Source organism: Geodermatophilus sp. CPCC 205761 (assembly GCF_051383655.1).
Lineage (GTDB): Bacteria > Actinomycetota > Actinomycetes > Mycobacteriales > Geodermatophilaceae > Geodermatophilus.
The window spans coordinates 29,252-55,291 of record NZ_JALPKQ010000015.1; the positions used below are offsets into that span (position 1 = coordinate 29,252).

Sequence of the window (26,040 nt, forward strand, 5' to 3'; positions counted from 1 at the left end):
CATGGACCGGTCGACCCTCGAGAACGCGATCCTCGCGCTGGCCCGGGACCCCGAACTGCTCGAGCGGGTGCGCAGCAACCCCGACGCCGCGGCCGCGACGCTCGGCCTGGACGCCTCCTGGGCCCGGGCGATCGTCGACGGCGACCGGGACCGGCTGCGCTCGGCCGGCGTGAACGACGGCATCACCATCCTGGTGAGCCGCTGGTTCAAGGACGACCTCGGTGACTCGGCCAGCCAGGGCGCCTTCGTCGTCGACGAGTCCTCGCCGCTGCCCCCGGCCGACGTCCCGGACGGGCTGGTCTTCGCCGGTGGGTGCTCGCACGTGCCGGACCTGCTGGCCCGGCCCGAGATCGACCCGGCCGACGGCGTCGACCGGCTGCTCGGCGGCTACCGCCGGCTCGCCGAGGACCTCGCTGCGGCGCAGCCCGACGTCGTCCTGGTGACGGCGGACTGCCACTTCCAGAGCTTCGAGACCCAGCACTTCGTGATCGGCGACGGCGCGGCGCACCGGGGGTCGATGGAGTTCTTCAAGCGGCCTGACCTGGACCTCCAGCTCACCGGCATGCCGGCGCTGGCCGCGGCGATGGCCGAGGCGGTGCGGGCGGCCGGCCAGGAGGTGGAGCTGGCCGAGCGGGTCGACCTCGACCACGGGCTGATCGTGCCGCTCCGGCTGCTGCTGCCCCGGCCGGACCTGCCGGTGATCCCGATCATCACCCAGCCGGCGCGCAGCTTCTCGCCGTTCGGGGCCCGGGCCTTCGGGCAGGCGCTGCGCACGGTGATCACGGACTCCGGCCTGCGCGTGGCCGTGCTCGCCACCGGCGGGCTGTCGCACTGGCTGGACCCCGGCAAGTTCGGCGGGGTGGACGTCGGGTTCGACACCTACCTGCTGCAGATGCTGCAGGCCGGGCGCGGGCTGGACCTCGCCTCGCTGGAGCCCTACCCGCTGCTCGACCACGGTCAGTACGAGTTCCTCAACTGGCTGATCATGCTGGGCATCGTGGGCCCGGGCGTGCGGGGCGAGGTCTACGCGTACGAGCCCATGGAGGCCTCCGGCGGTGGCTGGACGGTCGTGCACATGGGCCTCGCGGCCGCCCGGGGCGCCGATGCTGGCGCCGGCCGCACCGCCGTCCCGGCGGGGGTGTGACGGTGGGCGGGACGACCAGCTGCCTCCGCGTGGGGGTCACGCAGTGGCACGCCACGACCGACGTGGCCGCAAACCTGGCGGTCGCCCTCGACCTGGTGGGCCGGGCCGCCGCCGACGGGGCGCGGCTGGTCGTCCTGCCCGAGAACGGCCTGATGCTGGGCACCAACGCCCAGATGCGGGCGCGGCTGCTGCGCGAGGACGGCCCCGAGATCCGGGCGCTGGGCGAGGCCGCGGCCGCGCACGGCGTCACGGTGGTGCTCGGCGGGATGAAGAACGCCACCGCCGACGGTGTCTTCAACTCCGCGATCGCGATCGGCCCCGACGGGCTCGTCGCCGGCCGCTACGACAAGATCCACCTGTTCGACGCGCGGGTGGGCGGTCAGTCGTTCGAGGCCAGCAGCGTCGAGCAGGCCGGGAGCGAGCCGGTGCTGCTCGACGTCGACGGGACGACGGTGGGACTGACGATCTGCTACGACGTCCGCTTCCCCGAGCTGTCCCGGGCGCTGGCGACGGCCGGCGCGGAGGTGCTGCTCGTCCCCGCGGCGTTCACGCACCCGACCGGGCGGGCGCACTGGCACACCCTGCTGCGCGCCCGCGCGATAGAGAACGGCTGCTACGTGGTGGCACCGGCGACGGTCCGGTCCCCCGAGGGGCCCGGGCACGACGCCTTCGAGACCTACGGGCACGCGCTGGTGGTCTCCCCGTGGGGCGAGGTGCTCCTCGACCTCGAGGAGCGGACCCCCGCCGTCGCCGTGGTCGAGCTCGACCTGACCACGGTGCGGGAGGTCCGCACCGCGCTGCCGGTGCTGGCTGGTACGAAGCCTGCGGCCTACCGCACGGCCCCACGGACGATCGCCGTCCCGATCCTGGAGGAGCAACGATGAGCCACGACGGTCCACCGGCCGGCACGGGGCGACCCGACGCCGCCGCGGCAACGGACCCCGAGGACCTCGCGGCGGGGGTCACCGAGGCGGGGGAGTGGTTCGGCATCGGGAACGAGTTCACCGGGGTGCGGGTCCGCAAGGTGTGGACCCGCAACGGCGAGCGGCTGGAGCTGCACGTCCCGGCGCGGAACCACCGCATCCTGCTCGACGCGATGCAGCTGGAGATCGTCGCCGCGCAGGACCCGTCGGCGTTCACCCGGCTGTTCCAGCGGCAGCTGGGCTCGGACGAGTCGGACGCGGCGCTGTGAGCACGACCAAGCGCCCCGGCACGGCGGTCGACGACCTCGTCGGTGCACTGCGGGAGCGCATCGTGTCGGGCGAGCTGCCGCCCGGCCTGCGGCTGTCGCAGCAGCAGCTGGCCGAGGACATGCAGGTCTCCCGCACCCCGCTCCGCGAGGCCCTGCAGCGGCTGGCGACCGAGGGCCTGGTCGTCACCCAGGTCAACCGCGGGATGGTGGTCGCGCCGGCGCCGCTCAGTGACGTGGAGGGCTCCTACGCACTCCGCCTGCTCGTCGAGCCGGCGATCGTCTCCGCCGTCGTCGGGACGGTGACCGAGGACGACATCGAGCGGATGACCGCCGCGCTCGCCGCCATGGAGCGGCCGGGGGCCTCCACCCGGGAGTTCCAGGCGGCGCACCTCGACTACCACCAGGTGCTGCTGAGCAGGTATCCACAGCAGGCCTGCGAACTGATCCGGCAGCTGCACACGCGCATCAACCGGCACCAGCGGATCTACTTCTCGCGGCCGCCGGCGGTCGCGGACTTCACCTGGCTGGACCGGATCTTCCTGGACGCCGTGCGGGACCGGGACGGCGACCTCGCCCGGCACCTGCTGGAGTTCCACCTGCTGGACGCGGCGATCGGTCTGGTCGCGGAGGTGGAACCCGAGCACCGCTACGACTCGCTGCGGGTCACCCTCTCCGGGATGGGCGTGGAGGTCGAGGGGCTCGACCGCGACGACCTGCGCCGGCCGGCGTCGCTGCGCTGGCTGCGCGCCACGCCGCCGGGCCTCCCGGAGCTGAAGACCTCGAACCTCGAGTACACCGGCGCGGGCTAGCCCCGCCCTCCCCCCGGTTCCACAGCACGGGCCAGCGCCCCCTCGGGGCGCTCCCACCCGTACCCACGACCAGGCGGCGCCCCTGCGGTCCGCGGAACGGAGTTCCATGACCACCCGTCGTGTCGGTCTCATCGTGCCCAGCTCGAACACCACGATGGAGACCGAGATCCCGGCGATCCTGCGGGCCCGCGCGGAGCTGCGCCCCGACGAGGAGTTCACCTTCCACTCCTCGCGGATGCGGATGAAGCACGTGAGCCCGGCGGAGCTCGCCGCCATGGACGCCGACTCGCTCCGTTGCGCCGCCGAGCTCGCCGACGCCCGCGTCGACGTCATGGCCTACGCCTGCCTTGTGGCGATCATGGCGCAGGGCCTGGGCTACCACCGCAGCTCCCAGGAGAAGCTGGCCGCACAGGCCGAGGCCGAGAGCGGCAGCGCCGTGCCGGTGGTCTCCTCCGCCGGCGCCCTGGTCGAGGGCCTGCACCACCTGGGCGCCGAGAAGGTGGCGGTGATCGCCCCGTACATGAAGCCGCTGACCGCGACCGTCTGCGGCTACCTCGAGCACGAGGGCGTGGAGGTCGTCGACTCGCTCAGCCTGGAGGTGCCCGACAACCTCGCGGTCGGCCGGCTCGACCCCACCCGCCTGGTCGACCTCGCGCAGCGGGTGGACACCTCGGGCGCCGACGCGCTGGTGCTCAGCGCCTGCGTGCAGATGCCGTCGCTGGCCGTGCTCGACGCGGTGCAGCAGCAGTTCGACATCCCGGTCGTCTCCGCCGCGGCGGCGACGGTCTGGCGCATCCTCACCGATCTCGGCCTGGACCCGGTCGCCCCGCGCGCCGGTGCCCTGCTGGCCGGTCGCTGACCCCACACCCTGGGAGGACCGACATGGGAGCACTCGACGGCAAGGTCGTCGTCTTCACGGGAGCCGGCGCCGGCATCGGCGCGGCCGTCGTCCGCCGGTACGTCGCCGAGGGCGCGCGGGTCGTCGCCGTCGACGTCTCCGCGGGCGTCAAGGAGCTCGCCGACGAGCTGGGGGAGGCGGTCCTCCCCGTCGTCACCGACGTCCGGTCGTGGGAGGGCAACGTCGACGCGGCGACGGCGGCGGTCGACCGCTGGGGCCGGATCGACGTCTTCGTCGGCAACGCCGGGATCACCGACGGCGCCCGCCCGCTCGAGCAGATCCCCGGGGAGCACCTCACCGCGGCCTTCGACGAGCTCATGGGCGTCAACGTGCTCGCGCCGATGCTGGGCGTCCGCGCCTGCCTCGGCCAGCTGATCGCCACGCGCGGCGCGGTCATCCTCACCGGCTCGTTCGCCAGCACCAACGCCGCCGGGGGCGGGGCCCTGTACACGGCGTCCAAGCACGCGGTCCACGGCCTGATCCGGCAGCTGGCCTACGAGCTGGCGCCCGACGTCCGGGTCAACGGCGTCGCCCCCGGTGTGGCGCCCACCCGGCTGCGCGGGACCGCGGCCCTCGGCCAGGAGGCGAGCGACTCCGTCCTCCAGGGCACCGAGCGGGCGCTGCCGCTGCAGGAGGTCGCGGGTGTGGACGCCTACAACGGCGTCTTCACGCTGCTCGCCTCGGCGGAGGCCGACGCGATGACCGGCTCCCTGGTGACCGTCGACAGCGGCCTGTCCGTCCGCGGCATCGCCCGCCCGGGCGGCCGGGTCTGACCCGGGCGCCCGCCGCGGAGCTGGCCGAGGCCGGCGTGCCGGTCATGACCATCGGCTCCGCGCAGGCCCCGGGACCGGGTCTACGACGCCATCCACACCGCCTACTTCGCCGCCCGGCACATCTGAGAGGACGACTCCCGTGCAGACGATCGCACCGCAGACCACCGCCCCCGTCGTCGGCGTCGCCCTCCCCGAGCCGCTGCGCGAACAGCTGCGGGCGGTCGCCGGCCCCGACACCGCCTGGTGGGCGGCCGACTCCGTCGCCGACGCCCGGGCCGCCTTGACGTCGGCGGAACCGACGGTCGCCCCGGCGGTGGTCCTGGTCAGCTACGACTGGCGGGAGGCGTGGTCGGTCCTGACGCTGCTCAGCCGGCTGTTCGCGCTCCCCGGCGGGGTGACCAGCCGGGCGCTGCTGGTCACCGAGGCGCCCAGGTCGAGCCTGCCGGTCTGCCTCGCCGACGAGCCGCGCCTGGACGTCGTTGCCCCGGACGCGGCCCAGACGGCCCTCCGGACCCTGCTCGACCGGTCCTCCTGACCGTTCGTCCACCACCCCAGTGAGGAGTGCAGTGAAACCACCGCCGTTCATCTATGAGGATCCCCGCACGGTCGACGCGGCCCTCGCCCTCCTGGCCGAGCACCGGGACGACGCGACGCTGCTCGCCGGGGGACAGAGCCTCGTGCCGCTGCTCACCATGCGCCTGGCCCGACCGGAGGTGGTCGTCGATCTCAACCGGGTCGAGGGACTGGACCGGATCCGGATCTCCGACGACGCCGTCCGCCTGGGGGCGACGGTCCGGCTCAGCACCGTCGAGGCCGATCCCGGGGTCTCGGCGGCGCTGCCGGTGCTGGCCGAGGCGGCGTCGTTCGTCGCTCACCCGCAGATCCGGGCCCGCTCCACGATCGGGGGCACGCTCTGCCACGCCGACCCGACGGCGGAGATGCCGACCGTGGCGGTGGCCCTGGGCGCCCACGTGCACCTCCGCTCGCAGGCCGGGGTCCGCACCGTTGCGGCCGAGGAGTTCTTCGAGTCGGTCTTCCTCACCGCCAAGCAGCCTGACGAGCTGCTCGAGTCCGTCGACTTCCCGCGCCGGTCCGGGATGACGTTCGTCTACAGCGAGGTCGCCCGCCGGCGGCACGGCGACTTCCCCTACGTGGGCCTCTGCCTCGGCGTCGCCCGCGACGGCGGTGTGGTGACGGCGGCCCGCGCGGCCGCCTCGGGAGTGGCCGACCGGCCGCTGCGGCTAGCCGCGATGGAGACGGCCCTGGTCGGCCGGTCGCTGGCCGCTGCGGTGGAGGACGCGGCAGCCGCGGCGGCCGCCGAGGTGGACCCGCCGGCGGACGCGCACGGCTCGGCGGCGTTCCGGCGCGGCCTGCTCCGCACCCTGGTACGGCGGCTGGCCGCCCGACTCGAGGAGACCCGATGAGCGAGACGGTCCGCACCGTGACGGTCACGGTGAACGACGACGTCCGGACGGCGGAGGTGCCGGCTCGGATGCTGCTGAGCGACTTCCTGCGGCACCGGGTCCGGCTCACCGGCACCCATGTCGGCTGCGAGCAGGGGGTCTGCGGCGCCTGCACCGTGATGGTCGACGGAGCGGCGGTGCGTTCCTGCCTGATGTTCGCCGTCCAGGTCGACGGCTGCAGGGTGGAAACGGTGGAGTCGGTGGCTCTCGACGGCGAGCTCTCCGGCTTCCAGGCCGCGATGAAGGAGCACCACGGACTCCAGTGCGGCTTCTGTACCCCCGGGATCGTCATGAGCGTGACCGCCGCGGAGCGCAACGGCGAGAGTCTCGAACGCACGGAGGACGCCGTGCTCAACGGGCACGTCTGCCGGTGCACCGGCTACCAGGGCATCCGCGCGGCCATCCGCCAGCAGTGGCAGGGGGAGGAGTGACCGTGTCGATCGGACAGCAGGAGCCCGGGAGCACCGGGCTGATCGGTGCGCCGGTGACGAGGGTCCAGGACGACCGCATGCTCCGCGGCTCCGGGTGGTACGTCGACGACCTCGACGAGGCCGGCACCCTGCACGCCGCGCTGGTGCGCAGCCCCGTGGCGCACGGTCGGGTCATCGGGTACGACGCCTCGGCGGCGCTCGCCCTCGAGGGTGTGGCGCTGGTGCTGGGTCCCAAGGAGCTCGAGGAGTTGCTCGCGCCCCTTCCGCATCCGTGGCTCATCCCAGGGCAGCAGATCACCGACGTCCGCCTGGTGGAGAGCGTCGCCCGTTACGTCGGGCAGCCGCTGGCCGTCGTCGTCGCGCGGACCCGGGCGGAGGCCGAAGACGCTGCGGAACTGGTCGACGTCGAGTTCGAGGAGCTCGGTGTCGTGTCGTCGTTGCGCGAGGCCCGCCGCGACGGTGCCCCGCTCGTCCATCCCGAGTTCGGCGTCAACCGGGTGGGCGCCATCCAGTTCGGCGACCCGCTGCCGGACCTCGAGGCGTCGTTCGCGGAAGCCGCCCTGGTGGTCGACCGGGTCTTCACCGTCCCCCGGGTGGCCCACAACCCGATGGAGCCCCGAGGGCTGGTGGCCGAGTACCAGCGCGCCACCGGCCGCCTCGACGTCGTCTCCAGCACGCAGGTGCCGCACCTGGTCCGCCAGGAGCTCGGCCGGGCACTCGGCCTGCGCGCCGACTCCGTGCACGTCGTCGCGCCGGACGTGGGCGGTGCGTTCGGGCAGAAGACGTCGCTGTTCCCGGACGAGGCGATGGTCTGCGCCGCCGCCAAGGTGCTCGGCCGGCGGGTGAAGTGGATCGAGGACCGGGCGGAGAGCCTGACGGTCGCGTACCAGGGCCGCGGTCAGGAGAGCCGCGGGCGACTCGCCGTCGCGGCGGACGGGACGTTCCTGGCGCTGCACGTCGACATCCACGGCGACATCGGCGCGTTCCCGAGCACCGGCACGGGTGGCGCGGGGCCGTTCATGGTGTCGGCCCTCATGGCCGAGGGCCCGTACCGGTTCCCTCTGGCCGGGAGCACGGTGACCGCCTGGTACACCAACGCCACCCCGACCGGCGCGTTCCGCGGCTACGGAATGCAGGAGACCACGTTCATCCGTGAGCGCCTGGTCGACGAGGCGGCCCGGTTGCTGGGCGCCGATCCGGTCCAGTTGCGTCGGCGGAACATGCTCACCGCCGCCGAGCTGCCGTTCGTGACCCGGCTCCAGATGCCGTACGACAACGGCGACTATCCCGGCGCGCTGGACCGGGCGGATGCGATGGCCACGGACCGTGCGAGGCCGTCGGCCGGCCGCGTGCGCCGCGGGGTCGGCCTCGCGTCGATGACCGAGATCACCGGCTACGCGCCCACGGCGCTGCAGGAGGCGTTCGGTATCCACTGGACGACGTGGGACTCCGCCCGCATCCGGGTGAACGAGGACGGCACGGTCACCGTCCACTCGGGGGTCACGTCGGTCGGGCAAGGGATCGAGACGTCCCTGGCTCAGGTTGCCGCCGAACGCATGGGGGTGCCGCTCTCCTGGGTCACGGTGCAGCTCGGCGACACCTCGACCGCGCAGTTCAACAACATGGGCTCGCAGGCCAGTCGGGGGCTCACGGTCGCGGGCGCGGCGTTGTGGCAGGCCGCGGCGCGGCTGCGCGAGCGGATGGACGCCCTCGCCGCCGCCCACCTCCAGGTGGAGGCCGATGGCGTCCGCCTGGACGGCGACGCCTACGTCACGGCCGATGGACGGCGGGCGCTCTGGCGAGACATCGCACACCGGGGCTGGATGGGCTGGGGCCGTCGGCCCGACGACCCGATCGCGCTGGAGGAGACCGTCGAGTACGACCCTCCCAGCATCACCTACGGCTACGCGACGCACGGCGCCGAGGTGGCTGTCGACCTCGACACCGGGCGGGTCACCGTCGAGGACTACTGGCTGGTGCACGACGCCGGCCGGGTGGTCAACCCGCTCATCGTGGCCGGCCAGATGACCGGTGGCGTGGCGATGGGCATCGGCGCGACGCTGCTGGAGGAGGTCTCCTACTCCGACACCGGCCAGCCGACCGCCACCACGTACCTCGACTACCTGCTGCCCATCTCCGAAGACGTGCCGGACGTGGAGCAGCACCACGTCGAGACCGCCAGCGATGTCACGCCCGGCGGCTTCAAGGGCGCGGGGGAGAGCGGCCTGATCCCCCCGCCGGCGGCGATCATGAACGCCGTCGCGAACGCGGTGCCGGAGATTGCCGAGCGGCTGGTGGCCATCCCGCTGACCCCGTCGCGGCTGTGGGACCTGTTGGAGGAGGCGGGTCTGACCCGCTGAGGAGGTCGAGGGTCGCCCCGGTGGCCGGAGAGCCACCGGGGCTCCCAGGCCGGGCCCGTCGTTGTGACGGCGGGCACCCGATCGGTCTAGCGTCAGGCGTCATGGCCAGCACCACCGGCACCGCCCCGGCGACCCCGGGGACGGACCCAGCGGACGACCCCACCCCGGCGTCCGCACTCGACGGCACCACGTCCGACCTCGCCGCCTTCGAGGCGGCGCGCACCGAGAAGCGCCGGCTCCTGGAGGAGGCCGCGCAGGCCGCCCTCGGCTCCGGCGACGGGCTGCCGGTGGGCTGCACCGCCGGCGACGTCCCGGCCCTGCTGCAGCGCTACTACTGGAGCGAGCCGGCCGCCGAGGTGCTCGAGCAGGACCCGGCCGACCTCGCCGCCCTCGCCCTGGGCCACCTGCGGCTGGCCGAGGTGCGCCCGCAGGGCTCGGCCACCGTCGAGATCCAGCAGCTGCCCGCACGGTCGGGCGCCGGGGCCCGCTCGATGGTCCTCGTGGTCACCGACGACATGCCCTTCCTCGTCGACTCGGTGACCGCCGAGGTGGTCCGGCAGGGCTTCCGGCTGGAGCACGTCGTCCACCCGGTGGTCGTGGTGCGGCGCGACGTCACCGGCCGGATCCGCGCGTTCTGCGACAGCGCCGAGCCCGGCGCCTGCGGCGCCGACGCCCTCGCCGAGTCGTGGATGGCCGTCGTCCTGGACGGGCCGCTGGACGAGGAGGCCTCCGGCGACCTGGTGGCCGGTCTGCGGACGGTGCTCGCCGACGTCCGCGCGGTCGACGAGGACGCCGGTCGCATGCGCGCCCGCGCCCTGGAGCTGGCCGGCCGGCTGGCGGACCTGCCCCCGCGCGAGGACGGCGACCCGGCCGACGACCCCGCCGAGGCCGCGGAGCTGCTGCGCTGGCTGGCCGACGACAACTTCGTCTTCCTCGGGGCGCGCGACGTCGACCTGCTCCCCGCGCGCGGCCGGACGACGGTCCGCGCGCTGCCGGGCAGCGGCCTCGGCGTGCTGCGCAGCGACGCCGACGTGACGGCCGCGCCCGAGGGCGCCGGCGGCCCGTCGCTGCTGGTGGTCACCAAGGCCGACAGCCGCTCGACGGTGCACCGCCGGGCCTGGCTGGACCTGGTCACCGTCACGCTGCCGGACGGCGACGGCGGCCCGGCCCGCCAGCACCGGCTGGTCGGCCTGTTCCCCGGCCCCGCCTACGCGCACGGCGTCCGCGAGGTGCCGCTGGTCCGCCGGCGGGTCGCCGAGGTGATCGAGCGCTCCGGCGTGCCGGCCGACAGCCACACCGGCAAGCAGCTGCTCGACGTCCTGGAGACCTATCCGCGCGACGAGCTCTTCCAGGTGGGCACCCCCGAGCTGCTGCCGGTCGCGCTGGCGGTGCTGCAGCTGCAGGAGCGCCGGCAGACCCGGCTGTTCCTGCGCCGCGACCCCGCCGACCGGTTCTGGTCGGCGATCGTCTACCTGCCCCGCGACCGGTACACGACCGAGGTGCGGCTGGCGATCCAGCAGCAGCTGCTGGAGCGGCTGGGCGGCAGCAGCATCGAGTACACCGCCCGGATCACCGAGTCGGTGCTGGCCCGGCTGCACTTCGTCGTCCGGCCGCCGGCCACCCGCCGCGGCCGGCCCGAGCTACCCGACGTCGACGTCCCGGCGCTGCAGGCGGCGCTGGCCGCCGTCGCCCGCAGCTGGACCGACGACCTCGCCGACGCGCTGGCCGCCCGCTACGGCGCCGACGCCGAGCGGCGGCTGGCCCGGGTCGCCGACGCCTTCCCCGCCGCCTACCAGGAGGACTTCGCCGCCGCGGTCGCGGTCGAGGACCTCGAGCGGCTCGACGCCCTGGCCGAGGGCGAGCTCGGCCTGCTGCTGCGGCGGCCGGCAACGGCCGCGGCGGAGCCACGGCTGGCCGTCTACCGCGTCGGCCGGCGGCTGCTGCTGTCCGACGTCCTGCCGATGCTGCAGCACATGGGCGTCGACGTCATCGACGAGCGGCCCTACGAGATCGACCGCATCGGCGCGCCGCTGGCCTGGATCTACGACTTCGGGCTCACCGCCCCCGGCGGCGAGCTGCCCTTCCCCGGCTCGCTGCCGGAGCGGTTCACCGAGGCGCTGTCCGCGGTGTGGCGGGGCGACGCCGAGGACGACGGGCTGGGCGCGCTGGTGCTGCTGGCCGGCCTCAACTGGCGGCAGGTGACGGTCGTCCGCGCCTACGTGCAGTGGCTGCGCCAGGCCGGGCTGCCGTTCGGGCAGGGGTACGTGGAGACGACGCTGGCCGCGCACCCGGACGTCGTCGCCCGGCTGGTGGCGCTGTTCGAGACCCGCTTCTCCCCGGGACGCGACGCGGGGCGGGCCGCCCGCCAGGAGGAGCTGATCGCCTCGCTGCGCGAGGCGATCGGCCGGGTCGAGTCGCTCGACGCCGACCGCGTGCTCACCTCGCTCCTCGCCGCGGTCACCGCCACCCAGCGGACGACGTACTACGCGGGCGGTCCGCTGGCGCTCAAGCTGCACCCGGCCACCGTCCCCGACCTGCCCGAGCCGCGGCCGGCCCGCGAGGTCTGGGTGAGCTCGCCGCGGGTCACGGGCGTGCACCTGCGCTTCGGCGCCGTCGCCCGCGGTGGGCTGCGCTGGTCCGACCGGCACGAGGACCTCCGCACCGAGGTGCTGGGCCTGGTCAAGGCACAGATGGTGAAGAACACCGTCATCGTGCCGACCGGCGCCAAAGGCGGCTTCGTCGTCCGCCGGCCCCCGCCCGACGGCGCGAGCCGCGACGAGGTCCTCGCCGAGGGGCAGGCCTGCTACCGGCTGTTCATCGGCGCGCTGCTGTCCCTCACCGACAACCTGGTGGACGGGAAGGTCGTCCCGCCCGACCGCGTGGTCCGGCACGACGGCGACGACACCTACCTGGTGGTCGCCGCCGACAAGGGCACCGCGACCTTCTCCGACCTGGCCAACGCGGTGTCGCTGGAGCGCGGGTTCTGGCTCGGCGACGCCTTCGCCTCCGGCGGGTCGGTCGGGTACGACCACAAGGCCATGGGGATCACCGCCCGCGGCGCGTGGGAGTCGGTGACCCGCCACTTCCGCGAGCTCGACCTCGACGTGCAGAGCCAGGACTTCACGGTCGTCGGCGTCGGCGACATGTCCGGGGACGTCTTCGGCAACGGCATGCTGCTCTCGGAGCACATCCGGCTGGTCGCCGCCTTCGACCACCGGCACGTCTTCGTCGACCCCACGCCGGACGCGGCGGCCTCCTTCGCCGAGCGGCGCCGGCTGTTCGCGCTGCCGCGCTCGTCGTGGGCCGACTACGACCCCACGCTGATCAGCCCGGGCGGCGGCGTGTGGCCGCGGACGGTCAAGTCGATCCCGGTCAGCGAGCCCATGCGGACCGCCCTCGACCTGCCGGCCGACGTCGACACCCTCTCGCCGGTCGAGCTGATCCGCGCCGTCCTGCTGGCCCCGGCCGACCTGCTGTTCAACGGCGGCATCGGCACCTACGTCAAGGCCGCCACCGAGAGCGCGCTGGACGTGGGGGACAAGGCCAACGACGCCGTCCGGGTCGACGGCCGCGACCTGCGGGTCCGGGTGGTGGGGGAGGGCGGCAACCTCGGCCTCACCCAGCGCGGGCGGGTGGAGTACGCGCTGGCCGGGGGCCGGGTCAACACCGACGCGATCGACAACTCCGCGGGCGTGGACACCTCCGACCACGAGGTCAACATCAAGATCGCCCTGGACCGGGTGGTGGAGGCCGGCGAGCTGGACGCCGAGGGCCGGGCCGCGCTGCTGGGCGAGATGACCGACGAGGTCGCCGTCGCCGTCCTCACCGACAACCACGCGCAGAACGCCGCGCTGGCGGTCGAGACGACGTCGGCGCGCAGCCTGCTCGACGCCCACCAGCGCTACCTGCGGGCCCTGGAGCGCTCGGGGCGGCTGGTGCGCAGCGTGGAGGCGCTGCCCGACGACCGGGCGATCACCGAGCGGCGCCGCGACGGGCACGCGCTGACCGGCCCGGAGCTGTCGGTGCTGCTGGCCTACGCCAAGCTGGAGACCGGGGACGCCGTCCTCGCCTCCGACCTGCCCGACGACCCGTCGCTGGAGTCGCTGCTGGTCGGCTACTTCCCCACCGGGCTGCGCCGGCGCTTCCCGGCCGCGGTCACCGGCCACCCGCTGCGGCGGGAGATCGTCGCCACCGCGCTGACCAACCGCGCGGTGAACGTGGCCGGGGTGACGGGGCTGTTCCGGCTGGTCGAGGAGACCGGTGTGCCGCCGGCGGGCGTGGTGCGGGCGCACGCGGTGGCGCGGGCGGTCTTCGAGGTGGACCGGCTGTGGGACGCCGTCCGCCCGCTGGACAACCGCGTCTCCGCGGGCACCCAGGTCGAGCTGTGCACCGAGGCCACCCGGTTGGCCGAGCGGGCCACGCGGTGGCTGCTCGGGCTGCCGGAGCTGTCCGCCGAGCAGGGGGTGTCGGTCGCGGGGGTCAGCGACCGGTTCGCCGCGCCGGTCGCCGCCGTGCGGGCCGGGTTGCCGTCGTGGCTGCTCGGCGCGGAGGCCGCGGCGTACGCCGAGCGGGCGGCCCGGCTGGAGCAGGCCGGCGTGCCACCGGCCCTGGCCGGTGAGGTGGCGGCCGCGCCGCTGCTGCCGGTCGCGCTCGACCTCGCCGTCGTGGCCGAGCGGACCGGCGCCCCGATCGAGCTGGCCGGGCGGGTGCAGCAGTGCCTGGCCGAGCGGCTGGCGCTGGTGCCGCTGCGCGAGCTGGTGATCGCGCTGCCGCGCGACCGCCGCTGGCCCTCCATGGCCCGGGCCAGCCTGCGCGACGACCTGACCGGGGAGCAGGCCGCGCTCACCGCCGAGGTGCTGGCCGGCCGCCGCGCCGACACCGAGTCCGCCGGCGAGCTGGTGCGGCGCTGGTCGGGCGGCTGGGACAACGCCCAGCAGCGGGCGGCGGCCCAGCTCGTCGACATCGCGTCGGGGGACCGGCAGGAGCTGGCCGAGCTGCTGGTCGCCGTCCGGACGCTGCGCGGCCTGCGCCGCCGCACCTGAGAAGGGACCCTCCGCCCCACCACTCGCAGGCTCGCGGCGGGACCCTGCAGGGGCCTAGCAGGGCGGTGTCCAGGCGGGGTCGCGGCCGACGAGCCCGAGCGCGCGGTCCTGCAGCGGCGCGTCGTCCGGCACCTCGACCACCGGGCCGAAGACGACGACGCCCGGGCCGAAGGCGCCGGGCACCCGCATGACGTCGGGGATCTGCTGCAGGCCGGGCCACATGCGCTCGAGCTCCTCGGCGTCGATCGCGTCGTCCTGCCCGGTCGCGCGGGCGAGGTCCCAGCGGTGCAGCACCAGGTCGGCGCTGGCCACCTGGTCGACCATGTCGGCGCCCGCCATCGTGCCGGCGGGGCTCTCCGTCTGCCGGGTCGCCAGGGCGGGGTCGGCCAGGATCGCCTCCACCTCGGCGCGCGCCGTCCGGAAGGCCGCGAGCGGGTCGTCGTCCACGCTCGGGGCCGACGCCGGCGTCTGCCCGTAGGGGCGCAGCATCACGTGGTGCATGTCCACGATGTGCCGGACCACGTCCCGCGCGTCCCACTCCGCGCACGGCGACGGTCGGGACCAGTCGGCGTCGCCCACGGCGGCCACCGTCGCCTCGAAGGCGTCCGCGCGGCGCCGGTAGCGCTCGGTCACCGCGGCGAGGTGCTGCTCGGACACGGCTCGGGGCTCCTCGGTCATGCGGGTCAGACCGTTCCCCCGCGGCGGACTCATCGGTGGGGCGCGTCGAGATCGATCTGTCGCTGTCTAGTCCTTCCGCTAGAGAACGGCAGACGACCTCAGAGCGGCGGACGGCGCTCGCCGAAGCGGGTCGCCTGCTCGAAGGCGTGCCCCACCTCGAGCACCCGCCGGTCCGCCCGCGGCGCGGCCACGACCTGCAGGCCGACCGGCAGCCCGTCCGGCGTGAACCCGGCCGGCACGGACAGCGCCGGGCACCCGGTGGGCGTGATGAGGGTGCAGGCGCGCATCCACTCGAGGTAGTTCGCCAGCGGCACGCCGCCGATCTCGGTCGGGTACTCCTGCTCCACCGGGAAGGGCAGCACCTGGGTGGTCGGCGCCAGCAGGACGTCGTAGCGCTCGAAGAACGCGACCACCCGCTCGTACAGCGCGGTGTGCGTCATCTCCGCCCGGGCGACGTCGGCGCCCGACAGCTTCGCGCCCATCTCGGCGTTCCAGCGGATCGCCTCCTTGAGCTGGTCCGGGTGCTGCCGGGCGAGGTCGGAGAACGAGGCGTCGAACAGCCAGGCGCGCAGCGTGCCGAAGACGTCGTCGGCGCCGGAGAGGTCGGGGCAGTCGGGCGTCACCGTCGCGCCGAGCTCCTCGAACACTCCGACCGCCGCCCCGAGGACCGAGGTGATCGCCGGGTCCACCCGCACCCGTCCCCCGAGGTCCGGCGCCCAGGCCACCCGCAGCCCGTCCAGCCGCTCGGGCAGCGGCGCGGCGAACGGCGCGCCGGGGTCGTCCAGCGAGATGGGGACGCGCCGGTCGGGGCCGGCCACCGCCGACAGGGTCAGCGCCACGTCGGCCACCGTGCGGCCCATCGGGCCCTGCACCGACAGCTGGGACCAGCCGATCGGCGCCGGCCAGGTCGGGACCCGGCCCGGCGTCGGGCGCAGGCCCACGACGTTGCAGAACGCCGCCGGGTTGCGCAGCGAGCCGCCCATGTCACTGCCCTCGGCCAGCGGCACGAACCCCGCTGCCAGCGCCGCGGCCGCCCCGCCGCTGGACCCCCCGGCCGACAGCCCGTGCCGGTACGGGTTGTGGGTGGCGCCGAACAGGGTGTTGAAGGTGTGTGAGCCGGCCGCGAACTCCGGGGTGTTGGTCTTGCCCACCCGGATGGCGCCGGCCGCCCGCAGCCGGGCGACGACCAGCTCGTCCTCCGCCGGCACCGTGTCGACGTGCAGCGGGGACCCCCAGGTGGTGCGCATCCCCCCGGTGGCGTGCGTGTCCTTGTGCGCGACCGGCAGCCCGTGCAGCGGGCCGAGCGCCTCGCCCGCGGCCTGGGCGGCGTCGGCGGCGTCCGCGGCGGCGCGGGCACCCTCGGGGTCCAGCGTGACGACGGCGTTGACCCGCGGGTCGAGCCGCTCGATCCGGTCGAGGCAGGCGTCGGTCAGCTCGCGCGCCGACAGCTGCCGGGAGCGGATCAGCGCGGCCAGTTCCGTGGCGGGGCGCAGGCACAGCTCGTCCGTGGAGGTCGTCACACCGGAAGGCTAGGTGGCGGGCTCCGCGGGAACGACCTCCGGGACGACGTTCGGCCCGGCCTCCGGTGGCCGCGGCCGGTTCTGCGGGTGCAGCCGGACGGCGACCAGCGCGACGTCGTCCTCGGGGCTGCCGTCGACCAGCCGCTCCAGCACCTCGTCGAGCATCTGCTCCAGCGGCAGCCCGGCCAGGTCGATCAGCGCCTGACGCAGCCGCACCATCCCGGCGTCGAGGTCGGCGTCGCGCCGCTCGACCAGGCCGTCGGTGAACAGCAGCACCGTCGCGCCGCGGTCGAGGGTGACCACCGACTCCTGCCGCCGGGTCTCGGGGTCGACGCCGAGCAGCAGGTCGCCGTGCCAGGAGGCCAGCTCGGCGACGCTGCCGTCCGGGTTGATGACCAGCGGCGGCAGGTGACCGGCGTTGGCCCAGCGCATCCGGGTGAGCCCGCGCTCGCGCTCGTCGGGGGTCTGCTCGAAGCGCGCGACGGCGGCGGTGGCCAGCACCCGCGTCTGGAGCACGGCCATGGAGGCGTCCAGGCCGCGCAGCACCTCCACCGGCGGGGCGTCGCTGTAGGTGGCGATGCCCCGCAGCAGCCCGCGGAGGTGGCCCATGGCCGCGGCCGCCTCGGTGTCGTGGCCGACGACGTCGCCGATGACCAGCATCGTCGCCCCGCACGGCTGCATGAAGGCGTCGTACCAGTCGCCGCCGACCCGCGCGGCCTCGACGGCCGGCTGGTAGCGGACGGCGATCTCGGCGTGGTCGGGCTCCGGCGGGTCGGTGAGCAGGCTGCGCTGCAGACCCTCGGCCAGCTGCTCCTGCTGGGCGTAGAGCCGCGCGTTGTCCAGGGCCAGCCCGGCCCGGTCCGCGACGTCCTGGGCCACGGTGACGTCGTCCGGCGTCGACGCGTGGCCCTCGGCGTAGAACAGCGTGAGGAGGCCGACCGTGCGGCCGCGGGCGCGCAGCGGCAGGGCGATCTCGGTGACCGGTGCCAGGACGGCGAGCAGGTTCTTGGCCGGCCCGGGCGGCAGCACGTCGAGGACGTCCTCCCCGGCGAAGGTGACCGCCTCCCCGGTGTGCAGGGCGCGGGCGACCGGCGCGGTCACCGGCATGACGTCCATGCGCACCTCGGCGTACCGCTCCAGGACCGAGCGGCTGGCCGGCTCGGCGTGCCAGCTGCCGACGTCACGGGGCCGGCCGTCGGGGTCGATGACGGTGAGGATGCAGAAGTCGCTCAACGCCGGGACCACCAGGCGCGGGAGCCGGGCGGTGGCGGCCTCGACGTCGAGGGTGCCGGCGAGCTCGGCGCTCACCTGCGCGAGCAGGGCGAGCTGCTGGGCCGACCGCTCGGCGCGCTCGCGCGCCTGGCGCCGCTCGGTGACCTCCAGAAAGTAGACCGACAGCCCCTCGGGGGTCGGCCAGGCCCGCAGCTCGTACCAGCCGTTCAGCGGAGCGGGGTAGTACGCGTCGAAGTTGACCGGCTCCCCGGTGTGGACGGCGTGGCGGTAGCTCTCCTCGAACACGCTCCGGGTCGCGGCCGGGAAGGCCGCCCACAGCACCTCGCCCAGCAGGTCCTCGCGGGAGCGGCCCAGCAGCCGCTCGGCCTCGGCGTTCACGTGCGTGAACCGCCACTCGTGGTCCAGGGAGTAGAAGCCGGCCGGCATCGCCTCCAGCACGCGGGCCACGCGGGCCTGTGCACTGCGGTCCTCGGTCGTGTCGTGGGCGGCGCCCAGCAGCCGGACGGTGGTCCCGCCCAGCCCGGCCAGCGCACGGCCCCGGGCCTGCACCCAGCGGGTCTCGCCGTCCGGGCGCACCACCCGGTACTCCGCCTGGAAGTCCCCCACGTGCTCGATCGAGCTGCGCAGCGCCTCGCCGACCCGGGGCAGGTCGTCCGGGTGCAGGCGGGCGTTGAAAGCCTCGATGGTGCCGTCGAAGTCCTCGGCGGTGTAGCCGAACATCGTCATCAGCGGCTCGTCCCAGATGAGCTCGCCCGTGCGCAGGTCCCAGTCGAAGGTGGCGACCCGGCCGGCGTCCATGGCCAGGACCCAGCGCACCCGCTGGCGCTCGTGCTCGTTGGCCAGCGCGGCGTACTCGAGCTCGGTGACCACCAGGTCGGCCAGGTGCTGCAGGGTCGCCAGGTCGCTGTCGCACCACTCGTGCGGCTCGGCGTCGAACACGCAGAGGACGCCGACGACCAGGTCCGACTCGTCGATCAGCGGCACACCCAGGTAGGAGGCGACCACACCCGACCTGACCGGCTCGAGGTCCCGCACGCGGACGTCGGCGCGGGCGTCGCGGATGGCCAGCGGAGCGCCGAAGGCGGCGGCGAGGGCGCAGGGCGACTGGTCCAGCGGGGACTCCTGGCCGCGCCCGCCGGGGGGCACGCCGGCGATCCCCGCGATGGTGTGGGCGTCGTCCAGGATCGAGATCTGGGCGGACCGGGCTCCGAGCAGTCGCGCGGCCAGCTCCACGAGCCGGTCGAGGGCCGCGGTGCCGAGGCCGGTGGTGCGCAGCCGCCGCGCAGCGCGGACGCGCGCGGGATCCGCGCGCAGTCGTCGGGCGGCGAGGGCAGCATCGAGCACCGGCACGGCGCTGCCGTCCCGCGGGGATTCCGCCACAGGTGCCCTTCTCGTCCGGCGAGGACCGCCGGTGTCTGACGCGGACCACGGGTGTTCGGGTCAACGTCTCACGCCAGTTATGCCACGCGGAACGCGCGCGGGCAAGGAAAACTGACCCAGATCACTGCGACGGTGACCGTCAGTGACCGCTCACCCGGTGGCCTGCGCGGCCGGGACGACGAGCGTGAGCGCCGTTCCGCCGTCGTGTTCCACGTGCAACCCGGCCCGCCGCAGCAGGGCCCGCAGCCGGACGACGTCGGCCGGCTCGGCCGTGGTGGTGGCCAGCAGCCGACCGATCCGGCCCTTGTGCGCCTTGTTGAAGTGGCTGACCACGGCCCGGGTGCCGTCCGGGCGCTCGCTGAGCACGTCGACGGTCACCGCGCCGGGCACCGGGGCCAGCGCCGCGTAGGACCCGCTGCGCAGGTCGACGACGAGCTCGTCGACCGCGGCCAGGACCGGGCCCAGGACCGGCCGCCACAGCGCGCGCACGGTGGGCAGGCCGGGCAGCGCCGAGCCGGCCGAGAGCCGGTAGGCCGGGATGGCGTCGGTGCCGCGGACCAGGCCGAACAGCGCCGAGCCCACGGCCAGCCGCCGGTCGGCCCGCGCCCGCTGGGAGCGGGTCAGCGAGCCGACGTCGAGGGCGTCGTAGAGGACGCCGGTGTAGCGCTCCAGCGCCGGCATCGTCGGGCTGGCGAACAGGACCGCGTTGCGGGCGATCTCGTCGTCCTGCTTCGGGGACAGGCCCAGTGCGGCGCGGGAGGCCGGCAGGTCGGTGGCGAGGTCGGTGAGCGTCTTCGCCAGCTCGGTGCGGACCGGCGTCAGCTCCGGGGAGGACAGTGCGTCGAGGTCGAGCGGGGCGCCGGCCCCGCCGGGGGCCTTGGTCTCCGACGGGGGGAGCAGGACGAGCACGGGGAACCAGGATACGTGCTCGTCCTCCGTCAGTCGGACAGGTCGACGACCACCGGAGCGTGGTCGCTGGCGCCCTTGCCCTTGCGCTCCTCGCGGTCGATGAGCGCGCGGGTGGTGCGCGCGGCGAGGGCCGGCGAGCCCAGCACGAAGTCGATCCGCATGCCCTCGCGGCGGGGGAAGCGCAGCTGGGTGTAGTCCCAGTAGGTGTAGACGCCCGGGCCCGGCGTGTACTCGCGGACGACGTCGGCGTACCCGGCGTCCACGATCGCGCGGAACGCCGCCCGCTCGGGCTCGGAGACGTGCGTGGAGTGGGCGAACACCCGCATGTCCCACACGTCGTCGTCCTGCGGGGCGATGTTCCAGTCCCCGACCAGGGCCACCGCGGCGGCCGGGTCCGCGGTGAGCCAGCCGCCCGCCGTCTCGCGGAGCGCCGCGAGCCACCGGAGCTTGTACTCGTAGTGCGGGTCGGTGAGCGTGCGGCCGTTGGGCACGTAGAGGCTCCACACCCGGACCCCGCCGCAGGTGGCCCCGAGCGCGCGGGCCTCGGCATCCGGATCGTCCCCCCAGCACGGCTGCCCCGGGAAGCCCACCTCGACGTCCTCGAGCCCGACCCGGGACAGGATCGCCACGCCGTTCCACTGCGAGAAGCCGACGTGGGCGACCTGGTAGCCCAGCTCGGTGAAGCGCGACTCGGGGAACTGGTCGTCGCGGCACTTGGTCTCCTGCAGCGCGAGGACGTCGACGTCCGAGCGCTGCAGCCAGGCGACCACCCGGTCGGCACGGCTGCGGATGGAGTTCACGTTCCAGGTGGCCAGGCGCACGTGGACCGAGCTTACGGAGTGGATCCGCCGGCGTTACCCCGACCGGACCCCTCCGTCAGGCCTGCTTCGCCGCCTCGCGGGCGCGCATCCGCTCCCGGCTCTCCACGAACCGGGTGGCCTGGCCGTCGAGGCCGGTGAGGAACTCGGCCAGCTCCTCGCGGGCCTTCTCGCCGGCGGGCCCGAGGTCGGTGCGCTCGAACACCTTCCACGCGCGCAGCACCGGGCTGACGACGTCGTCGTGGTGCAGCCGCAGGTCGTAGATGCCGGCCTTGGCGATGAGCATGGAGTTCTTGCGGAAGCCGGCCATCGTGGCCCCCGGCATCTCGAAGCCGACGACCTCCCGGGTGACCGCCTGCATGGCCAGGTCGGGGTCGATGTCGAACGCCGCGGCCATGAGGTTCCGGTAGAAGACCATGTGCAGGTTCTCGTCGGTCGCGATCCGGGCCAGCAGCCGGTCGGCGATCGGGTCGCCGGTGGCCTTGCCGGTGTTGCGGTGCGAGACCCGGGTCGCCAGCTCCTGGAACGAGACGTAGGCCAGGGCCTCCAGCGGCGTCTTGTCACCGGAGTCGTAGCCGAGGGTCATGTAGTCCATCCGGGCCCGCTCGAGCGCGACGGGGTCCACGCCGCGGGTGACGACGAGGTAGTCCCGCAGCGCGACGCCGTGCCGGTTCTCCTCCGCCGTCCAGCGGCCCACCCACTGGCCCCAGGCGCCGTCCCGGCCGAACCGGGTGGCGATCTCGCGGTGGTAGCTGGGCAGGTTGTCCTCGGTCAGCAGGTTGACGAACATCGCGGCCTTCGCCGGCTCGTCGAGCCGGGACTGCTCCGGCGACCAGTCCTCACCGCCGAGGAAGGCGAAGTCCCGGCCCTGCGACCAGGGGACGTAGTCGTGCGGGTGCCACTCCTTGGCGACGGCGATGTGGCGGTCGAGGTTCTCGGCCACCACCGGCTCGAGCTCGTGCAGTACCGCTGCGTGCGGGGACTGGGACATGCGGACCTCCGGGGATCGACCTGCGCTCAGGTGAGGCACGTGCCGACTCCCCGCTGTGTTCCCCGGAGCGGCCCTCGTCACGCATCTCCCAGCCGGCTCATGGTGTCCTCCCAGGTGGGGCGGGTATCACGGCGGTACCGGCCGGCCGCGAGTGGGACCATGGCCGGATGACCGGCATCGGCCCTGCGGGAGCGTGCACGTGACCCACGACAGGGACGAGACCCGGCCGATCGGTCCGTCGCGGCCGCTCCCGCCCATCCCGTCCGGCCCCGCCGGCCGGCGCCGGGGCCTGCGGCACTTCTCCACCGCCCTGGCGATGACCGTCGTCGGCGCCCTGGTTCCCGGGACGGCGTTCCTCGCGGCCGGCCGCCGCTGGCTCGGCGCCCTCGTGCTCCTGGTCTTCGCGCTGCTCGTCGGCGGCGGGGTGTGGCTGGCCACCGGCGGCCAGCGCACCGCCGCGCGCATCGCCGTCGACTCCACCTGGCTGGGCTGGGTGGTGGGCGGGGTGCTGGCGCTGGCCGTGCTGTGGATCGTGGTCGTCGTCGCCGGCTACCGGGCCCTGGTGCCCGCGGGGACGTCGCGCGTCCGGCACCTGCTCGGCGCGGTCGTCGTCCTGGCGCTGCTGGTGGGGATCTCCTACCCCGCCTACAAGGTCGCCGAGGTGGCCGCGGCCCAGCGCGGGCTGCTGGACGGCCTCTTCGCCGACGACCGGGAGTCCGCAACCGTCGTCGACGTCCCCGACCCGTTCGGCGACAAGGAGCGGGTCAACGTGATGCTGCTCGGCGGCGACGGCGGGGAGGGGCGGGAGGGGGTCCGCACCGACACGGTGATCGTCGCCAGCATCGACACCGACACCGGTGACACCACGCTGATCAGCCTGCCCCGCAACCTGCAGGACCTCCCCTTCCCGCCCGGCAGCCCGCTGGACGAGGCCTATCCCGACGGCTTCGAGGGGGTCAACGAGAGCGAGGGCCTGCTCAACGCCGTCTACCGCAACGGCCCGGCGGAGCACCCGGAGATCCTCGGCGAGACCGACGACCCGGGGGCCGACTTCCTCAAGCTCGGCGTCGGGGAGGCCCTCGGGCTGACCGTCGACTACTTCGTCCTGGTCAACCTCGACGGCTTCAGCCGGGTCGTCGACGCACTCGGCGGCATCACCGTGAACGTCAACTACTACGTGCCGATCAACGGCGACCCGGGCACCGGTGAGCTCCCCGACGACTACATCGAGCCCGGACCCGACCAGCACATGGACGGGTTCACGGCGCTGCAGTTCGCCCGGGGCCGGTACGGGCTGACCGACTACGACCGGATGGCCCGCCAGCGCTGCACGATCTCGGCGATCATCGACGCCGCCGAGCCCGGCACGCTGCTGCAGCGGTACCAGGAGCTGGCCGCCACGACGCAGGACATCGTGAGCACCGACATCCCGCGCTCGGCGCTCGACGACTTCGTCGACCTCGGCTTCCTGGTCAAGGACGCCGAGGTGCGCAGCGTCGTGTTCGACACCAGCCTGATCGACCCGGCGTACCCCGACTACGACGCGATGCGCCGGATCGTCCGCGATGCGCTGACCCCGCCGCGCCCGGCGGCCGACGACGCCCCGCCGAACGGCACCCCGGCCCCGCAGACGACGACCGAGCAGACGCCGACCGAGCAGACCCCGGCCGAGCAGACCCCGGCCGAGCAGACCCCGACGGCCGGCAGCACCGACGGCGACCCCCAGGCGGTGGCCGACGTCGGCGACGCCTGCGCCTACGACCCGGTGCAGGCCCGCGAGGCGGTCGCGGCAGGGGAGCCCCCGAACAAGGCCGACTGAGGCTCAGCCGGTGAGCACGTCGCGACGGCGGAACGCGCCCAGCCCCAGGGCCAGCAGCCCCGCGGCGACGGCGGTGAGGACGGCGAGCGGCAGCGCCGTCCACGGCTCGATCGGCACCGCCGGCGTCCAGCTCAGCGGGGACAGGTCGTCGGCCCAGGCCGGCCAGTCGAGCGAGCCGGCGAGCATCGTGGTGACCGCGACGTAGGCGACCACCACCCAGGCCGCCGCGGCCGCCACCCGCGGCAGCAGCCCCGACAGCGCCAGCGCGGCGCCGGCCATCACCCAGACCGCGGGCAGGTAGCCGAGCGCGGCCGCGAGCAGCCGGCCGAACTCGCCGCCGTCCCCGGTGGCGGCCGCCCGCGTCAGCCCCGTCGCCGCGCCCGAGAGTCCCACGAGCAGCGCGGAGCCCAGCAGTGCGACGGTCGCGTGGCTGCCCAGCCAGGCCGTGCGGCTGGTGGCCGTGGCCAGGACCGGCTCGGCCCGGCCGGCCGACTCCTCGGCCCGGGCGCGCAGCACCGCGGAGACGGCGTACGCGCCGGCGAGCAGGGCGTTGATCGCCAGCGTCGTCGCCAGGTAGGCGTCGACCAGGCTGGCCGCGTCCGGGAGGAACGCGCGGGCCTCCGGGTTGTCGGCGAACAGCGTCTCCACCGACTCGGCCAGGCCGCCGTAGACCAGCCCGAGCAGGGTCAGGCCGACGGCCCAGCCGACGAGCGACCCGCGGTGCAGGCGCAGCGCCAGCCCCAACGGCGAGCGCAGCGACCGGTGTGCCGACGCCGGGCCGGGGCGCGGCGGCACCAGGCCGGCGCCGAGGTCCCGGCGGTCGAGCAGCGCGACGGCGCCCACCAGGAGGGCGGCGGTGGCGGCGAGGCAGACCAGCAGCGGCCAGGCCCGGTCGTCGGAGTAGGGGTGCACGGCCTGGGCCCAGCCGATCGGCGAGGTCCACACGACCGCGCTGCCCTCGATGTCACCCACCGCACGCAGCACGAAGGCGACGGCGAAGACGGCTCCGACGATGCCGTGGGCGGCGCGGGTGGAGCCGGTGACCTGGCCGGCGACCGCGGCGACGGCGGTGAACACCAGACCGGCGGCCCCGATGGATGCCCCGAGCAGGGAGGAGCCCCGGGCCGGCAGCCCGGTCGCGGTGGCCACGGCGCCGATGGCCACCGCGGTCGCGACACAGGCCAGCCCGGAGACCAGCACGGCGGCGGCCAGCGGGGCGTGCCGGCCCACCCGGGTGGCCCGCACCAGCTCGGTGCGGCCGGCCTCCTCGTCGCCGCGGGTGAGCCGCCCGGTGGTGGTCATGGCCATGAGCGCCACGACCAGGACGACGAACGCGGAGATCTCGAAGGCGACGGTGCCCGCGACGGTGTCCAGGCCGACCGGCGGCCCGGCCAGCGCGATCGTGGCGGCGTTGCTGCCGACCGAGGCCTGGTAGGCGGCGAGGTCCTGTGGCGAGTCGTACACCGCCTGGCTGGAGACCGACTGGGTGGCGACCAGCCCGGCGGCCACCGCGATCCACACCGGCAGCCGCACCCGCTCCCGGCGCAGCGCGAAGCGGACCAGCGGACCGGTCCCGGCGAGGGCGACCGCGCTCACGACCGCACCGCCTCGAGCTCGGCGAGGTCCTCGCCGTAGTGGCGGAGGAAGAGCTCCTCCAGGGTCGGCGGGGTGCTGGTCAGCGCCGTGACCCCGAAGTCGCCGAGGTGCCGGACGACGGCGTCGAGGGCGTCGGTGTCCACGTCGAACCGCACCCGCCCGTCGGCGCGGGCCAGGTCGTGGACGCCGGGCAGCGACTCCAGCCCGCTCACCGGCCGCAGGGTCTGCACGGTCATCGTGGTGCGGGTCAGGTGGCGCAGCTCGGCCAGGCTGCCGCTCTGCACCGTCCGTCCGTGCCGGATGAGGCTCACCCGGTCACAGAGCGCCTCGGCCTCGGCGAGGATGTGGCTGGACAGCAGCACGGTGCGGCCGTCGGCGCGCAGCCGGCGCACCTCCTCCTGGAACACCGCCTCCATCAGCGGGTCCAGGCCCGAGGTGGGCTCGTCGAGGACGTACAGCTCGGCGTCGGAGGCGAGGGCGGCCACCAGCGCCACCTTCTGCCGGTTGCCCTTCGAGTAGGCCCGCGCCTTCTTGCGCGGGTCGAGGTCGAAGCGCTCGAGCAGCTCCGCCCGGCGCGCGGGGTCCAGCCCGCCCTGCAGCCGGCCGAGCAGGTCGATCGCCTCGCCGCCGGTGATGCCCGGCCACAGCGTCACGTCGCCGGGCACGTAGGCGAGCCGGCGGTGCAGCTCGACGGCGTCGGCCCACGGGTCGCCGCCCAGCAGGCGCACCCGGCCGGCGTCGGCGCGCAGCAGCCCGAGCAGGACGCGGATGGTGGTGGACTTCCCCGAGCCGTTGGGACCGAGGAAGCCGTGCACCTCGCCGTGGGCGACCTCGAGGTCGAGGCCGTCGAGGGCGCGGGTGCTGCCGAAGGTCTTGATGAGACCGGAGACCACGATGGCGGTGTCCATGCGGTCGAAGCTACACACGGTTCACGAAGTTGTGAATGTTGTGCAGCGTGGCCTACCGTGATCACCGGCAGGTGCG

Annotated in this window: 20 protein-coding genes; 12 read left to right on the forward strand and 8 right to left on the reverse strand. The window is 74.8% G+C overall.

Translation table 11 applies throughout. The features are described from left to right. Position 1: 1 nt before the first annotated feature. From MY526_RS11370 to MY526_RS11420, 11 genes are all read left to right on the forward strand, one after another. On the forward strand, positions 2 to 1,144 hold the full coding sequence (locus tag MY526_RS11370) for a hypothetical protein (protein WP_436703908.1): 1,143 nt from the start codon (positions 2 to 4) through the stop codon (positions 1,142 to 1,144). Between the two features lie 29 nt (positions 1,145 to 1,173). Next, a complete protein-coding gene (locus MY526_RS11375) occupies positions 1,174 to 2,028 on the forward strand; it encodes a carbon-nitrogen hydrolase family protein (RefSeq protein WP_436691958.1) in 855 nt (284 codons plus the stop codon). Next, complete coding sequence (locus tag MY526_RS11380; RefSeq protein WP_436691959.1) at positions 2,025 to 2,336, forward strand: hypothetical protein; 312 nt, start codon at positions 2,025 to 2,027, stop codon at positions 2,334 to 2,336. The genes MY526_RS11375 and MY526_RS11380 overlap by 4 nt, the downstream gene beginning before the upstream one ends. Further along, entirely contained in the window at positions 2,333 to 3,145 is an 813-nt protein-coding gene (locus tag MY526_RS11385) for a GntR family transcriptional regulator (RefSeq protein WP_436691960.1), read from the forward strand. Before MY526_RS11380 ends, MY526_RS11385 begins: the two co-directional genes overlap by 4 nt. A 106-nt stretch (positions 3,146 to 3,251) precedes the next feature. Then, positions 3,252 to 4,004: a maleate cis-trans isomerase family protein gene (locus MY526_RS11390; protein WP_436691961.1), complete on the forward strand. Its 753-nt coding sequence runs from the start codon at positions 3,252 to 3,254 to the stop codon at positions 4,002 to 4,004. Between the two features lie 23 nt (positions 4,005 to 4,027). Further along, positions 4,028 to 4,816, forward strand: coding sequence for an SDR family NAD(P)-dependent oxidoreductase (locus MY526_RS11395; protein WP_436691962.1), 789 nt, complete (start codon positions 4,028 to 4,030; stop codon positions 4,814 to 4,816). Positions 4,817 to 4,955: 139 nt separating this feature from the next. Beyond that, complete coding sequence (locus tag MY526_RS11400) at positions 4,956 to 5,351, forward strand: hypothetical protein (protein ID WP_436691963.1); 396 nt, start codon at positions 4,956 to 4,958, stop codon at positions 5,349 to 5,351. A 31-nt stretch (positions 5,352 to 5,382) separates the two neighbouring features. Continuing rightward, entirely contained in the window at positions 5,383 to 6,240 is an 858-nt protein-coding gene (locus tag MY526_RS11405) for an FAD binding domain-containing protein (protein ID WP_436703909.1), read from the forward strand. Continuing rightward, complete coding sequence (locus MY526_RS11410) at positions 6,237 to 6,710, forward strand: (2Fe-2S)-binding protein (protein WP_436691965.1); 474 nt, start codon at positions 6,237 to 6,239, stop codon at positions 6,708 to 6,710. Before MY526_RS11405 ends, MY526_RS11410 begins: the two co-directional genes overlap by 4 nt. Positions 6,711 to 6,712: 2 nt before the next feature. Next, positions 6,713 to 9,070 (forward strand): xanthine dehydrogenase family protein molybdopterin-binding subunit, encoded by a 2,358-nt coding sequence (locus MY526_RS11415; RefSeq protein ID WP_436703910.1) that lies wholly within the window; start codon positions 6,713 to 6,715, stop codon positions 9,068 to 9,070. Positions 9,071 to 9,171: 101 nt separating this feature from the next. After that, positions 9,172 to 14,112: an NAD-glutamate dehydrogenase gene (locus MY526_RS11420; RefSeq protein ID WP_436691967.1), complete on the forward strand. Its 4,941-nt coding sequence runs from the start codon at positions 9,172 to 9,174 to the stop codon at positions 14,110 to 14,112. Positions 14,113 to 14,166: 54 nt separating this feature from the next. Here MY526_RS11420 and MY526_RS11425 read toward each other — a convergent pair whose 3' ends face one another. From MY526_RS11425 to MY526_RS11450, 6 genes are all read right to left on the reverse strand, one after another. Then, on the reverse strand, positions 14,167 to 14,769 hold the full coding sequence (locus tag MY526_RS11425) for a TIGR03086 family metal-binding protein (RefSeq protein WP_436691968.1): 603 nt from the start codon (positions 14,767 to 14,769) through the stop codon (positions 14,167 to 14,169). A 119-nt stretch (positions 14,770 to 14,888) separates the two neighbouring features. Beyond that, on the reverse strand, positions 14,889 to 16,310 hold the full coding sequence (locus MY526_RS11430; RefSeq protein WP_436691969.1) for an amidase: 1,422 nt from the start codon (positions 16,308 to 16,310) through the stop codon (positions 14,889 to 14,891). A 9-nt stretch (positions 16,311 to 16,319) separates the two neighbouring features. Continuing rightward, positions 16,320 to 18,923, reverse strand: a complete 2,604-nt coding sequence (locus MY526_RS11435; protein WP_436691970.1) for a SpoIIE family protein phosphatase — start codon at positions 18,921 to 18,923, stop codon at positions 16,320 to 16,322. A 150-nt stretch (positions 18,924 to 19,073) separates the two neighbouring features. Next, positions 19,074 to 19,832, reverse strand: coding sequence for a peroxide stress protein YaaA (gene yaaA / locus MY526_RS11440; RefSeq protein WP_436691971.1), 759 nt, complete (start codon positions 19,830 to 19,832; stop codon positions 19,074 to 19,076). Positions 19,833 to 19,861: 29 nt separating this feature from the next. Continuing rightward, on the reverse strand, positions 19,862 to 20,653 hold the full coding sequence (locus tag MY526_RS11445; protein WP_436691972.1) for an exodeoxyribonuclease III: 792 nt from the start codon (positions 20,651 to 20,653) through the stop codon (positions 19,862 to 19,864). A gap of 55 nt (positions 20,654 to 20,708) precedes the next feature. After that, entirely contained in the window at positions 20,709 to 21,641 is a 933-nt protein-coding gene (locus tag MY526_RS11450; RefSeq protein WP_436691973.1) for an acyl-ACP desaturase, read from the reverse strand. Positions 21,642 to 21,840: 199 nt separating this feature from the next. On the opposite strand from MY526_RS11450, the gene MY526_RS11455 reads away from it, so the two are divergent. Further along, complete coding sequence (locus MY526_RS11455; RefSeq protein WP_436691974.1) at positions 21,841 to 23,460, forward strand: LCP family protein; 1,620 nt, start codon at positions 21,841 to 21,843, stop codon at positions 23,458 to 23,460. A gap of 3 nt (positions 23,461 to 23,463) precedes the next feature. Here the strand turns inward: MY526_RS11455 and MY526_RS11460 are convergent, their stop codons facing one another. Together MY526_RS11460 and MY526_RS11465 are read right to left on the reverse strand one after the other, a co-directional pair. Continuing rightward, positions 23,464 to 25,056, reverse strand: coding sequence for an ABC transporter permease (locus tag MY526_RS11460; protein ID WP_436691975.1), 1,593 nt, complete (start codon positions 25,054 to 25,056; stop codon positions 23,464 to 23,466). Beyond that, positions 25,053 to 25,964 (reverse strand): ABC transporter ATP-binding protein, encoded by a 912-nt coding sequence (locus MY526_RS11465; RefSeq protein WP_436703911.1) that lies wholly within the window; start codon positions 25,962 to 25,964, stop codon positions 25,053 to 25,055. The genes MY526_RS11460 and MY526_RS11465 overlap by 4 nt, the downstream gene beginning before the upstream one ends. Positions 25,965 to 26,040 lie beyond the last annotated feature (76 nt).

Coding starts and splice junctions, on each gene's coding strand:
- MY526_RS11410 (WP_436691965.1), top strand. CDS start 6,237: ATGAGCGAGACGGTCCGCACCGTGACGGTCACGGTGAACGACGACGTC.
- MY526_RS11465 (WP_436703911.1), bottom strand. CDS start 25,964: ATGGACACCGCCATCGTGGTCTCCGGTCTCATCAAGACCTTCGGCAGC.
- MY526_RS11370 (WP_436703908.1), top strand. CDS start 2: ATGGACCGGTCGACCCTCGAGAACGCGATCCTCGCGCTGGCCCGGGAC.
- MY526_RS11420 (WP_436691967.1), top strand. CDS start 9,172: ATGGCCAGCACCACCGGCACCGCCCCGGCGACCCCGGGGACGGACCCA.
- MY526_RS11395 (WP_436691962.1), top strand. CDS start 4,028: ATGGGAGCACTCGACGGCAAGGTCGTCGTCTTCACGGGAGCCGGCGCC.
- MY526_RS11450 (WP_436691973.1), bottom strand. CDS start 21,641: ATGTCCCAGTCCCCGCACGCAGCGGTACTGCACGAGCTCGAGCCGGTG.
- MY526_RS11390 (WP_436691961.1), top strand. CDS start 3,252: ATGACCACCCGTCGTGTCGGTCTCATCGTGCCCAGCTCGAACACCACG.
- MY526_RS11380 (WP_436691959.1), top strand. CDS start 2,025: ATGAGCCACGACGGTCCACCGGCCGGCACGGGGCGACCCGACGCCGCC.